This is a genomic window from Kitasatospora sp. NPDC085879, assembly GCF_040686255.1.
GTDB lineage: Bacteria > Actinomycetota > Actinomycetes > Streptomycetales > Streptomycetaceae > Kitasatospora.
Genome location: NZ_JBFBJZ010000012.1, coordinates 154143 through 167090, shown reverse-complemented (window position 1 = coordinate 167090; position 12948 = coordinate 154143). Strand labels below are relative to the sequence as shown.

At 76.1% G+C, this 12948-nt stretch carries 8 protein-coding genes and 1 pseudogene; 3 read left to right on the top strand and 6 right to left on the bottom strand.

Annotated elements, in window-relative coordinates; genetic code table 11:
* Positions 1-419 precede the first annotated feature (419 nt).
* A pseudogene (locus tag AB0P35_RS12550) lies at positions 420-1670 on the bottom strand (SpoIIE family protein phosphatase); the annotation flags it as partial.
* A gap of 179 nt (positions 1671-1849) precedes the next feature.
* Entirely contained in the window at positions 1850-3226 is a 1377-nt protein-coding gene (locus tag AB0P35_RS12545) for an FAD-dependent oxidoreductase (RefSeq protein ID WP_363509826.1), read from the bottom strand.
* A 350-nt stretch (positions 3227-3576) separates the two neighbouring features.
* Between AB0P35_RS12545 and AB0P35_RS12540 the strand changes: the two genes are divergently transcribed.
* Entirely contained in the window at positions 3577-4365 is a 789-nt protein-coding gene (locus AB0P35_RS12540; RefSeq protein ID WP_363509824.1) for a helix-turn-helix domain-containing protein, read from the top strand.
* Between the two features lie 230 nt (positions 4366-4595).
* Complete coding sequence (locus AB0P35_RS12535) at positions 4596-6596, top strand: sigma-70 family RNA polymerase sigma factor (protein WP_363509822.1); 2001 nt, start codon at positions 4596-4598, stop codon at positions 6594-6596.
* A 31-nt stretch (positions 6597-6627) separates the two neighbouring features.
* On the opposite strand, the gene AB0P35_RS12530 is transcribed toward AB0P35_RS12535, so the two are convergent.
* Complete coding sequence (locus AB0P35_RS12530; protein WP_363509820.1) at positions 6628-7350, bottom strand: DsbA family oxidoreductase; 723 nt, start codon at positions 7348-7350, stop codon at positions 6628-6630.
* A gap of 107 nt (positions 7351-7457) precedes the next feature.
* Entirely contained in the window at positions 7458-8894 is a 1437-nt protein-coding gene (locus AB0P35_RS12525; protein WP_363509818.1) for an MFS transporter, read from the bottom strand.
* A gap of 168 nt (positions 8895-9062) precedes the next feature.
* Here AB0P35_RS12525 and AB0P35_RS12520 point away from each other — a divergent pair, with 168 nt between their 5' ends.
* Positions 9063-9569 carry a MarR family transcriptional regulator gene (locus tag AB0P35_RS12520; protein WP_363509816.1) on the top strand — a complete coding sequence of 169 codons (507 nt, stop codon included), beginning with the start codon at positions 9063-9065 and terminating at the stop codon, positions 9567-9569.
* Positions 9570-9678: 109 nt separating this feature from the next.
* On the opposite strand, the gene AB0P35_RS12515 is transcribed toward AB0P35_RS12520, so the two are convergent.
* Both AB0P35_RS12515 and AB0P35_RS12510 read right to left on the bottom strand, forming a co-directional pair.
* Entirely contained in the window at positions 9679-10182 is a 504-nt protein-coding gene (locus AB0P35_RS12515) for a universal stress protein (protein ID WP_363509814.1), read from the bottom strand.
* 110 nt (positions 10183-10292) lie between these two features.
* Positions 10293-12431, bottom strand: a complete 2139-nt coding sequence (locus tag AB0P35_RS12510; protein WP_363509812.1) for an asparagine synthase-related protein — start codon at positions 12429-12431, stop codon at positions 10293-10295.
* Positions 12432-12948 lie beyond the last annotated feature (517 nt).

The window sequence follows — 12948 nt, the reverse complement described above, 5'->3', positions numbered from 1 at the left end:
CGCTGTTGAGTTCTCAAGGAACGGACACTTCCTTCGGACCGCCTTCCAGCGGACCCTCCGGGCGTTTCGCTCTTTCGTGTTTCCAGCTTATCAGACCCGAGTCAGTGCTCTTCGCCGACTTGCTTTCTTCACCGCTTTGCCGGCCCGACCTGACGGCCTGTCCGACGTTTCAAACCTTAGCCGATCCCCGCTCCGAAAAGCGAATCGGCCTCGATCCGAATGCAATTCCTATAAACAGGCACGCCGAATCTGCACAGGGACGCGACAAGGCGCGACCCGGTGAGGACCGGAAAGTGGTGTTTCAAGGGATTGGCTGCCTCGGGACCGTCCGTGCAGACCGCGCGTCCGGTGCTCCCTGACAGGCAACTCGGAGAACTTTACACATCCGACGCCTCAGGTTCAAGTGGCAGCTGGAAGGCCAGCACCGCGACGTCATCGTCGTGCTCCGCGGTGACGCCCATGGCCCGGAGCAGGCGGGCGCAGACCACCTCGGGACCGCCGACCGCGCCGGCGAGGGTGCGGGCGAGCAGGTCCAGGCCGTGGTCGATGTCCTCGTCCCGGCGCTCGACCAATCCGTCGGTGTAGAGGACGCCGGTGGTGCCGGGCAGCAGCTTGAGGGTGTGCGAGACATGGCTGCCGCCGCCGGTCCCGAGCGGCGGGCCGTTCTGCTCCTCGCCCTGGAGGACGCTGCCGTCCGGGCAGCGCAGCAGCAGCGGGAGGTGGCCGGCGGAGGCGTACTCGAGGGTGCCGGGTGCCGGGTCCCAGACCGCGTAGGTGCAGGTGGCGATCTGGTTGGCGTCGATCTCCATGGCGAGGCCGTCGAGGAGACCCATCACCTCGTGCGGGGGCAGGTCGAGCCGGGCGTAGGCGCGGACGGCGGTGCGCAGCTGGCCCATGACGGCGGCGGCGCGCAGGCCGCGTCCCATGACGTCGCCGATGACCAGGGCGGTGCGGCCGGCGCCGAGGCGGATGACGTCGTACCAGTCGCCGCCGACCGCGGCGTCGGCGCCGCCGGGCTGGTAGGTGGCGGCGACGCGGAGGTCGGCGGGCTGTTCGAGCTTCTGCGGGAGGAGGCTGCGCTGGAGGGTGACGGCGGCCTCGCGCTGGCGGCGTTCGGCGTCGCGGACCCGGGTGGCGGCCTGGACCTGGTCGGTGACCTCGGCTGCGTAGATGAGGAGGCCGGCGGGCGGGCGCGGTCCGGGCTGGAGGCCGGCGGTGCCGTGCGGCGGGTCGGCGGGGGCGAGCGGGACGCAGGAGACGTTGTAGTAGCGGCTACCGGCGGGGCCGAGGATGCAGCGGGCCTTGACGCTGCGGGGGCGGCCGCCGCGCAGGGCCTGGTCCATGAGGGGGAGGACGCCGAGGGCGCCGAGTTCGGGGAGGCCGTCGGCGGCGGGCAGGCCGGCGGTCCGCTCGCCGAAGAGCTCGCGGTAGGCGTCGTTGGCGTACCCGAGCTGGTGGAGCGGGCCGTAGGTGACCGCGACGGGGGCGGGGAGCCGGTCCAGGACGCCGTGGAGGTCGTAGAGCTCGTGGATCTCGCGGTGGTCGAGGGCGGCGGCCGCGGTGGCGGGGTCGCGGGGGCCGGGAAGAGGCAGGGGTTCGGTGGACGTCGAGGACGGGGCGGTGCGCCGCGGGGCTCCGGTGAGCCGGGCGCTCCAGCGCATGAGGTTCAACGTCGGCCGCTTCCTCGGTGTGGGGGCTGATCGGTTATCTGAGTGGTCATCACATGATGTGCTCGGGGCAGCACGGGCCGTGATGATCGGCTGGGCAGATCCTGTCAGGCGGAGGTGTCGTTTCGGAAGTCGTATCGCCGGTCCGGCGCATTCGCTACAGACCGGCGTACGCGGGGGCGCTAGGGGCGTTCCGGGAAACCCGACTCGAACTCCGCGCGCGGGTGCTCGACGGTGCCGAGGGAGACGACCTCGCGGCTGAAGAGCCCGCCGAGCAGCCAGTCGGTGAAGACCCGGACCCGGCGGTCGAGACTGGGCAGTCGCCGCAGGTGGCGGGCGCGGTGCAGCCACCAGGCGCGGCGGCCGGTGAGCCGGCCGCGCCGGGTGTGCGCGACACCGCGGCCGAGTCCGAGCGAGGTGGAGCAGTGGATGCGCTCGGGCCGGTAGGGGGTGGGGGTCCGGCGTTCCAGGTCGGCGAGCAGGTTGTCGGCGAGGAGCCGGGCCTGGGCGAGCGCATGCTCGGCGTTGGGGGCGCACAGCGCGTCGTCGGCCGCCGGGTCCGGGACGGCCGCGCAGTCGCCGGCGGCCCAGGCGCCGGCCAGCGGGACGCCGCCGGGGCCGCGGACCTGGAGGGTGGGCAGGCAGCGGACCCGCCCGGTGAGGTCGAGCGGGAGGTCGGTGTCCCGGAGCAGCGGGGCCGGGCGGACGCCGGCCGTCCAGACGAGGGTGCGGGCGGCGAAGCGGCTGCCGTCGGAGAGGACCATCACCTGGTCGGCGGCCGATTCCAGGGTGGTGCCGAGGCGGACGTCGATGCTGCGTTCGCGCAGTTCGGCGAGGGTGTGGGCGGCGAGGTCGGCGCTCTCGCGGGGCAGGATCCGCTCGGTGGCCTCGGCCAGGACCCAGCGCAGGTCCTCGGAGGTGAGGTTGTGGTAGCCGCGGACGGCGTAGCGGGCCATGTCCTCGAGTTCGGCGAGGGCGCCGACGCCCGCGTAGCCGGCTCCGACGAACAGGAAGGTGAGGGCGGCCTGGCGGAGTTCGGGGTCGCGGGTGGAGGAGGCGAGGTCGAGCTGTTCGAGAACGTGGTTGCGGAGGGCGACCGCCTCGCCGACGGAGGCGAAGCCGAGTCCGTGGTCGGCGAGGCCGGGGACGGGGTCGGTGCGGGAGACCGAGCCGGGGGTCAGGACCAGGTGGTCGTAGGACAGTTCGACGGGCTGGGCGGTGCCGCCGCGGGGGGCGGTGTCAACCTGGGCGGTCCGGCCGGCGTGGTCGATCCGGGTGATCCGTGCGGTGAGCACCCGGCAGTGCGGCAGGACGCGGCGCAGCGGCACGACGACGTGGCGCGGGTCGATGCTGCCTGCGGCGACCTCGGCGAGCAGCGGGTGGTAGGTGAGGTACGGCTGGGGCTCGACCACGGTGATCTCGGCGTCCCCGGTGCGCAGCCGGGGGGCGAGGGCCTGTTGCAGGGTGAGAGCCGCGGCCATGCCGGCGCATCCGCCGCCGACGATGAGAATCCTGATGGGGCACCCCCTGCCGTCCGTGGGCCGTGTGACCTGATTCACGTCCCGCCGGGACGCCCTCCAATGAGGCAATGCGGCGGGTGTGTTTGTCCACAGGGCGAACGGGATCGGGTGGGTCGGATGTGGTGGAGGTGGTCGGATGGGGCGCGTGGTGCGGTGTCGGGCGGGTGGCCGGTGGTGGCGAGAGGTCCGCTTCTGCCACGAACTCGCCTGAACTATGGTCGGATTGTGTCCCGTCAAGGTCGGGGTCGATCGACCCGGCGGCCGACTGGCCGGCGGGGAAGTGGGGAAGTGTTAGTCCGCACCTGTGTGGCTGCGGACGGCTTGGGGCCGCACCGGGGGGTGCGGCCGGTTCGGGCGGGCACCGACGGTGTCCGCGGGGGAGGGTTGAAGTGACGGATCAGGAGCGTCTGGCCGGCGGCGTGGTGTCGCCGGTGCACGGACGGGGCGGGGCGGGCCACGGCGTGGTGCCGGAGCAGCGCGGTCCTGCCGGGGCGGAGCTGCTCTCGGCAGGGCCGGGGGCCGGGCGGCCCGGACGGTTGCGGGTGGACGCGCGGCGCAATCTGGAGAGCGTGCTGCGGGCGGCCCGTCAGGTGTTCGGCGAGCTGGGGTACGACGCGCCGATGGAGGAGGTGGCGCGGCGGGCCGGCGTGGGTGTCGGCACGGTGTACCGGCGCTTCCCCAGCAAGGAGGTGCTGGTCCGGCGGATCGCCGCGGAGGAGGTCGCCTGGCTGACGGCGCAGGCCCGTGAGTCGCTGTACGGCGGGGGTGCGGCCTGGGAGTCGCTGGCCGGCTTCCTGGGCCGGGCGGTCGCCTCGGGTGCGGGGCGGCTGCTGCCGCCGGAGGCGTTCCGATACGCGGCGGAGCTGGGCCGGGTGCCCGAGCAGCGCGGGGCGGAGGCCGAACCGGAGCTGCCCGGTGCCGCCGGGGCGGGTGCGGCGGACGCCGATCCGCGGCTGCTGCTGCAGTTGGTGGCGGCGCTGGTGGCGCGGGCGGCCGCGGCGGGCGAACTGCGGCCGGGGGTGACGGTCTCGGACGTGGTGCTGGTGCTGACGGCGGCCGTCCCGGTGCATGCGCTCACGGCGGGTGCGGGCGACGAGGAGCCGACGGACGGTCAACTCGGCGATGCACCGGCGCAGCGACTGCTGCAGATCCTGCTGCAGGGTCTACAGGCGCGCTGAGCACGGCAGTTGGGCGTGGCTGGGCGTGCCGGTGGCTGCTCGTACGAGTGGTCGCGGCAGGTCCGGCTACCGGCCGGCGCTGTGCTATGCAATCCTTTGCCCGTGCTTGGAGCCATTGTCCCGTTGCGCGCCGTTCCTGCAGCTCGCTGCGGCCGCGCGATCGCCGGTGCCGTGGCCGCGCCCCCGATGTCGTCGTGCGCGGCGGCGGTGGCGGTCGCCCGGGGGCGGCGGTGAGCGCCGAGGAGCGCCCGGAGCCGGCGGCCGGGGGCGGTCCGTCCGGCCAGGTGCCGGACCAGGCGGGTGCGCCGTTGAGGGAGTCGCTGGTCGGCCGGGTGCCCGGTCAGGCCGCGGCCGGCCAGGGTGGTGTGACACCGGAGGCCTTCATCGGCGAGGAGCCCCCGGTGCGGGCCGTGGTGCCCGCTCCGGCCGATCCGGTGGACGGTGAACGTCCGCCGTCGGACGCCGAGTTGACGGCGCAGGTGCGGGCCGGGGACGACGCCGCGTACGAGGAGATCTACCGCCGGCACGCGGAGGCGGTGCGTCGGTATGCGCGGAGCTGCTGCCGGGACAGCTTCACCGCGGAGGACCTGGCGGGCGAGGTGTTCGCCCGGACGCTGCAGGCGCTGAAGGCGGGCCGCGGGCCGGAGTTCGCGGTCCGCGCCTACTTGCTGACGGCGGTGCGGAACGTGGCGACGGCGTGGGCGCGTACCGAGCGGCGCGAGCAACTGGTCGACGACTTCGGTTCGTTCACGCAGGGTGCGGCGGGTTCGTCGATCGAGTACGACCTGGCGGATCCGGGCGCGGACGCCTGGGCGATGGCGCTGGCCGACCAGCGGATGGTGATGCGGGCGTACGCCGGGCTCCCGGAGGACGACCGGGTGGTGCTGTGGCACACCGAGGTCGAGCGGGAGTCGCCGAAGGCGGTCGCGGTGATGCTCGGCAAGACGGCGAACGCGACGGCGGTGCAGGCGCACCGGGCGCGGGACCGGCTGGCCGCGGCGTTCCTGCAGGCACATGTGTCGGGCAGCCAGGAGCAGGGGTGCACGGCGTTCGCGAACCGGCTCGGCGCGTACGCCCGCGGGTCGCTGCGCAAGCGGGCCTCGGCGGAGGTGGGCCGCCATGTGCAGGGGTGCGACCGCTGCACGGCTGCCTGTGTGGAGTTGGCGGACATCAACCACAGTCTGCGGGCGGTGCTGCCCGGCGGTGTGCTGCTGTGGGTCGGCACCGGGGCGTTCGCGAAGGCGGCCGCGGCCGGTGCGGTGCTCGGTGGTACCGCCGTGGCGGGTGCTGCGGGTGCGGCGGTGGCCGGCGGTGCGGCCTCTGCGGGGGCGGCGTCGGCCGGGGCGGCGGGCGGCGCTGCGGCGGGCGGTTCGGGCGGGGCGGTCGGAGCTGCGGCCGGTGAGGGGCTGGGGGTGGCGGCGAAGGTCGGGATCGCGGCGAGTGTGGCGCTGGCCGCCGCGGCGATGGCGGCCTGGGCGTTGAGCGGGCCGGCGGACCCGGTGCCGGAGGTGGCGCCCCGGGCGGCCGCGGTGTCGCCGCGGACTCCGCTCCCTGCGCCGGCGGTGCCGAGCCCGTCGGAGAGTCCGTCGGCGGAGCCGCTGCCGCCGCGCCGGTCGCCGTCGGCGGCGCCGGTCGTCCCGCCGTCGCCGACCGTGTCGCGGTCGGCGGAGCCGCCGTCCCCGGTGCGGACGCCGGAGCCGTCGAGCCCGGCGCCCGAGCCGCCGTCGCCGGAGCCCACGCCGCCGCCGACGCCGAGTCCGACGCCCACGGCGCCGCCGGCGCCGACCCCGTTCTGGTTGGACGATCTGCCGTTCGCCGGTCAGGGGCGGCGGTCTGCGCAAGCCGATGGCCGGCCGAGCATCCGGCGCGGCGGCGGGGCGCTGGCGCGGCGCCCGGCGCTGTGGATGGCCGGGCAGTGGTACCGGCATGCGCTGACCGTGCACGTGCCGTCCCGGGTGGCGGTGGACCTGAACCGCAGCTGCACCGCGTTCGACGCGGTGGTGGGCCCGGACGACCTCACGGTGGGGCGCGGGAGTGCGGTGTTCGCCGTGCTGGGCGAGGACGGCTCGGTGCTGTGGCGGTCCGGCCCGGTGCGGGCGGGCAGCCGGCCGGTGCGGGTGCACGCGCCGCTGACGGGCCGGAGCTCGATCACGCTGGTCGCCGAGCGGTCCGACGGCGGCTGGGCGCTGCTCGACGTCGCGGACTGGGCGGACGCCCGGCTCACCTGCTGACGGCGGGCCGGGCGTCGGGGGTGTGCCGTGCTCAGACGGCGCAGCTGCCGTCGGCGCAGGCCTCGGCGTCGCCGGCGGCCGCGGTACCGGCGGCCGCGGAGCCGGGGGCGGGGACGAGGGCGCCGGTCTCCTCGGCGACCTGCTCCAGGACGCGCAGGAAGGTGTCGGCCTCCTGGCCGCCCTGGACGGCCCAGCGGCCCTCGAAGACGAAGGTCGGCACGGCGGTGATGCCGAGCGTGCGGGCCCGGTCGAGCTGGGCGCGGACCTCGTCGGCGCCCTCCTCGCCGGCCAGGTAGGCGGTGACGCGCTCGCCGTCCAGGCCGGCGGCGACGGCGATCCCGACGAGGCTCGCCCGGTCGCCGATGTCGACGCCGTCGGTGAAGTGCGCCTTGAGCAGCTGCTCCTTGAGGTCGGCCTGAACGGCGGCGCCGTACTCGGTCTCGGCGAGGTGCAGCAGGCGGTGGCCGAGGAAGGTGTTGGCGTGCAGGGCGGCGTCGAAGTCGTAGGTGATGCCCTCGGCGCGGCCGAGCTCGGTGACCCGGGCGTCCATCGCGACGGACTGCGGGCCGTAGCGCTCGGCGAGCCAGGCACGGTGCGGGCTCGCCTGCTCGGGGGCGTCGGGCACCAGCTGGTAGGGCCGGTAGACCACCTCGACGCCGTCCTTGCCGGTGAAGCGGTCCAGCGCCTGCTCGAAGCGGCGCTTGCCGATGTAGCACCAGGGGCAGGCGATGTCGGAGTAGATCTCGACCTTCATGGGGGTGCGGCTCCTGTTCGGGGGCGTGCGGCGGCGGCCGGGGCGGGGGGTGCGGAGCCCGGCCACCAGGTTGAACGGTCAACCGCCGGCTCCGCATTCCCCGCGGATCAGCCGTCGTGCGAGGCCAGGGCGGTGCGCGGCAGGGCGAGGCAGAGCGCGCCGGTGGCCGCGAACACCCCGACCACCCAGGGCAGCACCGCCGTCATCGCCGGCCCGAGGCCCTCGCCCGCGTGCTGGAAGAAGAGCGTGGCGAGGGTCGCCACACCGAGCGCGCCGCCGAACTGCTGCGCGGTGGAGAAGATCCCTGACGCGCCGCCGGCGAGGTCCGCGGGCACGGCCGAGAGCACCACGTTGACCAGCGGCACCACCAGGAAGCCCAGGCCCGCACCGGCCGCCAGCAGCCCCGGCACGAGCGGCCAGGCGCCGGTGTGCGCGGCGGCCGCCCCGGAGACGGCGTGCCCGATCCAGGCGCAGCCGGCGGCCATCAGCACCGCGCCGGCCAGCAGCACCAGCCTCCCGTACCGGACGGCGAGGCCGTCGGCGACCGGCGCGGTGAGGAAGCCGCCGATCGAGAAGGCGGCGGTGACCAGGCCGGCCTGCATCGGGGTGTAGCCCTGGCCGCCCTGCAGCCAGATCGCGAAGACCAGGAAGAAGCCCTGCATGGCGACCGAGAACAGCAGCTGCACCAGCAGGCCGACCGAGAACGACTTCAGCCGGAACGCCCTGGCGGGCAGCAGCGGCACGGTGCCACCGCGCCGGCGCGACTGGGCGAGGGCCGGGCCGGCCACGGCGAGCACGCCGGCGGCCAGGCAGAGCCAGCCCCAGAGCGGCCAGCCGTTGCTGCGTCCCTGGACCAGCGGCAGCACCACGGCGACCAGTCCGCCCGCCAGCACCAGGCTGCCCGCCAGGTCGGGCCGGGCGGCCGAGCGCTCCCGGTCGGCGGGCACCAGGACGGCGCCCGCGGCGAGGCAGACCACGGCGATCGGTACGTTCACCAGGAAGACGGACCGCCAGCCCAGGCCGAACAGGTCGGCGTCGGTCAGCACGCCGCCCAGCAGCAGGCCGATGCCGGAGGCGAAGCCCGCGACCGCGCCGTACATGCCGAAGGCGGCGCCGCGCTCCTTGCCGTGGAACAGCGTCCGGAACGAGCCCATCACCTGCGGGGTGAGCACGGCGGCGGCCACGCCCTGCACCGCGCGGGCGGCGATCAGCTGGCCCGGCCCCTGGGCGAGACCGCAGGCGAGGCTGGCCAGGCCGAAGGCGGCGGTGCCGGCCAGGAAGAGCGCCTTCCGCCCGTACCGGTCGCCGAGGTGGCCGGCCACCACCAGGGTGGCGGCGAAGCCGAGCAGGTAGGCGGAGACCAGCCACTGCAGGTCGGCCTCGGAGGCGTGCAGGTCCCGGCCGACGGACGGGATCGCGACGTTCACGATGGTCACGTCCAGCAGGTCCATCAGTGCGGCGGTCATCATCACGGCCGCGGCGGCCCAGCGGCGGGGGTGCGGCGCGGTCGGCGGGCTGTCGGCCGTGGGTGCCAGTGCGGTCATCTCTCCTGCCCTCCAGCAGTTCGGGCGCAGGGCCGGGGCGCGGGGTGCCTGCGCGAGTTATTTCGTTCGCCCGAACGAAAGACTTGCACAGCGACAGGCTCCACACAAGCATTTCGTTCGGTCTAACTAAATATTAGTCTCGGCGAAAGACTCCGCTAGGCTGGAGCCATGGCCGAGCGACAGCCCCTGACCTCCACGGACCGCCCCGCTCCCGGCGCCGACCACGACCGCGACGTGGTGCTGGCCCGGATCTACGAGGCGGGCCGTGAGTCGAGCGCGGTGACGGTGATGTTCCACTCCGCGATCGCCGAGAAGGCCGGGCTGGGTGCCACCGAGTCGAAGACGCTGGACCTGCTCCAGCGCAGCGGCCCGCTCACCGCGAAGGAGCTCGCCGAGCGGTCCGGCCTGGCACCGGCCTCGGTCACGGGTCTGATCGACCGGTTGGAGCGCAAGGGTTTCGTCCGCCGGGTGCAGCACCCGACCGACCGGCGCCGCGTCCTGGTGGAGCACCGCCCGGAGGCGCTCGGCCGGCTGGCCGCCCTGTTCGAGGACTGGGGGCGCGAGGTCGGCGAGCTCTGCGACGGGTTCAGCACCGAGGAGCTGGAGGTCGTCCTGCGCTTCCTGACCGGCAGCACGGCCCGGCAGCGCGCCGCAGCCGCCCGGCTGACGGACTGACACGGACCGGCGGCTCCACGGCCCCACCGCGCCACGGCTCCACGGCTCCACGGCTCCACAAACCGGCAGCGGGGCAGCCGGGCCGCCGACCGTGCCCGGGACGAGCCGCTCAGCCCGCCGGCGGAGCGGGCACCACCAGCACCGGGCAGTTGGCGTGGTGGACGACGGCGGTGCTCACCGAGCCCAGCAGCAGCCGGGTGAAGCCGCCGTTGCCGCGGGTGCCGATGACCAGGGTGTGCCGGCCCGCGGAGGCCGCGAGCAGCACCTCGATGACGCTGCCGAGTACCACGTGCAGTGAGAGTTCCTCGCCGTACGGCCGGGTGCGGGCCGCCTGGACGGTGTCCACTGCGCGGCGCAGCCCGTCCGCCATGCTGCCGGCCAGCAGTTCGATGCTCGGCTGGACGAGTTCGACCATGCCGGGCGGGTAGCCGGCCGGCGAGGGGTTGACGACGGCCAGCACCTGGAGCGGCAGGCCGAACAGCTCGGCCTCGGTCATCGCCCGGTCCAGCGCCCAGAGCGAGCCGTCGGAGCCGTCGCAGGCGGCCAGGATGCCGGGCCGGGCCGCCGAGGGCGGCTCGTCGAGCACGGGGAGGGGGACCATCGCGGCAGCCACCCGGTCATGATGCCGGGTCAGCCGCGCTCCGGACGCGACGGACGCGCCGGACTCTCCGGTGCGCCGGCTCCGGCGATCCGGCGCCGGCGATCCGGGGCCTCGCCGGGGGCTCAGGCCGGCCGGGCCAGTGCCTTCCGTTCGACCGGCGGCAGGCCGGTCCAGCACGAGCCGTGCCGGCGGGCGGCGACCCGGCGGAGCCAGAGTTCGGTGGCGACCAGGTCGGCCAGGCCGGCCAGGGTGTCGGGCGGCAGGTCGCGGCCGGGTTCTACGGCGGCGGCGAGGGTGTGCCGGACGGCGGCCGGGTCGATCAGCCCGGCGTCGGCGAGCAGCGGGCGGTGGAAGAGTTCCGCGAGGCCGTCGGCGGCGAGGCGCAGCCCGGTGCGGGCCTCGCCGGCGCGGTCGGGTCGGGGGGTGCGGCCCCAGTCGGCGGGCAGGTCGGTGCGTCCGGCGCCGGTGAGGACGGAGCGCAGCAGGGCGGGCCGGGCACCGGGCTGCAGCCGGGTGTCGTCGGGGAGCAGCCGGGCGGCGCGGACGACCTGGTTGTCGAGGAAGGGCGCGTGCAGGCGCTGGCCGCGTTGTTCGGCGGCCTGGACGAGGGTGCGGTAGGCGGTGGCGTGCCGGTGCAGGGCGAGCCGGGCGCGGCGGGCGCCGGGGTGTTCGGCGGGGACGGGGCCGCGGGCGGCGATCCGCAGCCGCTGGGCGACGGTGGTGAGGGCCTCGTCGGAGAGCCAGCGGGCTGCGGGGCCGGGGACGGTCCAGGCGAGGTCGGCGGCGGAGCTGGCGCCTGCGGTGCCGGCCGGTTCGGCGAAGTGGCGGACGGTCAGGCGGACCGCGAGGTCGTCGAGGGCGTCCGCATAGTCGGCGCGGGCGAGCCGGTGGGCGGCGCGGACCACGGTGACCGGGGTGCGGACGGTGCCGGTGAGGGCGCCGGCGGTGACGCGGTCGGCACCGGCCAGTGCGGCGACGGGGGCGAGGAGTTCGCGGGCGCGGCCGGCCCGGACGAGGTCGGCGAGGCGGGCGGGGTGGCCGTCCAGGACCTGGCGGGCGCCGTAGCCGGTGAGGTGGTCGGCGCCGCCGGCGCTGAAGCGGGCGGAGAGCCGGGCCGCGGCCGTGAGGGCGGGCCCGGGTTCGTCGGTGAGGGGTCCGTCGAGCGGGTCGTCGGCGAGGCCGCTGTAGGGGAGCCCGGGTGGGACGACGATGTGGCGCAGCCTCGGGGCGTCGACGGCCAGCGCGAGGCGGTCGGTGTCGCCGTGGGTGACGGCGGTGAGGGCCTCGCCCGGTTCCCCGCCGGATTCGGACGCGGGCCGGCGGGCCCAGGAGCCCTTGACGGCGCCGCTGCGCGGGGGTGCGGCGGCCGGGCGGACGGGGGCGCGGCCGGCGCTCGGGCCGGGGGCGAGCGGGACGGCGGCGGCGAGCAGGGCGACCGTGGCGGAGGCGGTGCCGTAGGAGAGGTCGGCGCCGAGCCGGGGCCGGTCCGGGGTCTCGCCGTGCGGGTCGGCCGCGGTGGCGGGGATGCGGACCCGGCAGCGGACGGCCTCCAGCAGGGCGCGGGTGAGTTCGCGGACGGCGGGGGCGTCCTCCCGGCGGCCGGGGCCGGGCTCCGCTTCGTACCCGGCGAGGTAGGGGCGGCCGCCGCGGATGCCGAGGGAGTGGCCGGGCGGGACGCGCAGCACGCCGGCGTACGGGGTGCCGTGGCCGAGGGCCTCGGGGGACTCGGGGCAGGCGAGCAGGGCGGCGAGGTGGCCGGTGTCCACCGGTGCCCCGATCAGGTCGGCGAGCGGGAGGGCCGCGGTGGCGTAGGCGGTGCCGCCGCGCCAGGGGGTGTGGAAGACGGGCTGGGCGCCGGCCAGGTCGGTGAGCAGCACGGTGGAGCGGGTGCCGGTGCGCAGGACGGCGGTGTAGCTGCCGGGCCAGCCGGTGAGGTGGCGGACGGCGCCGCCGCGGGCGGCGGCGAGGCCTGCGGCGAGTTCGGCGTCGGTGGCGCCGCAGCGGCCGACAACGGCGAGCCGGGTGGTGGCGGGGGTGTCCTCGGGTTCGGGGTGGTCGAGCCGGGGCGGGCCGGCCGTGACCACGGGGTCGGTGCCGGGGCGCAGGGTGACGAGCCGGATCTCGTCGGGCCGCCAGTCACCGACCGCCCAAAGCGGGTTGGGGCCGCTCCACAGCAGGGTGCCGGCCAGCGGGCGGACGCCGTTCGGGGAGGGGCCGCCCACGCCGTGGGGCTCTCCGCTCCAGCCGGTGAGCCACCGCATCGCGCCTCCGCCTGACGAGGGGTCGGGCGCACGGGGTGTCCGTAAGGGCGGTGCGCCGCAGGAGACATCGTGCCACCGGTTGTGCGGCGTGTGACCCGAGTTGCAGCAGTGGATCACGCCGGAGGCACGGCGGCACGGGCTCGGGCCTTCGACTGCATGGCCTTCGACGGCCGGGCGTTCGACGGCCGGGCCGGCGGTGGCGCGGGGCTTTCACGTGGCGGCGGGTGTCCGACGGCAGCGGGCCTCGACCGAGTGCCGAGTACCGGACGCCGGGTGATCGGCGCGCTCGGCCGGCGGACGGGCCGGCCGAGCGGTGGGGTGCCCCGCGGGCGGACCGGGCCGCCCCCTCCGCAGCCCGGGCCGCCCCCAGGCGCCTTGTGGCATGGACATCGCCGAATGGCCGAAAGGCGTCGCACTGCCCGGGAGGGCATCCGCATGCCCTCCCGGACCACCGCTGCCCGCGGGGATGGCGGCAGCGGTCTCCCCCGGCCCGCCGGGTCCTCGACGGCGGGCCGAT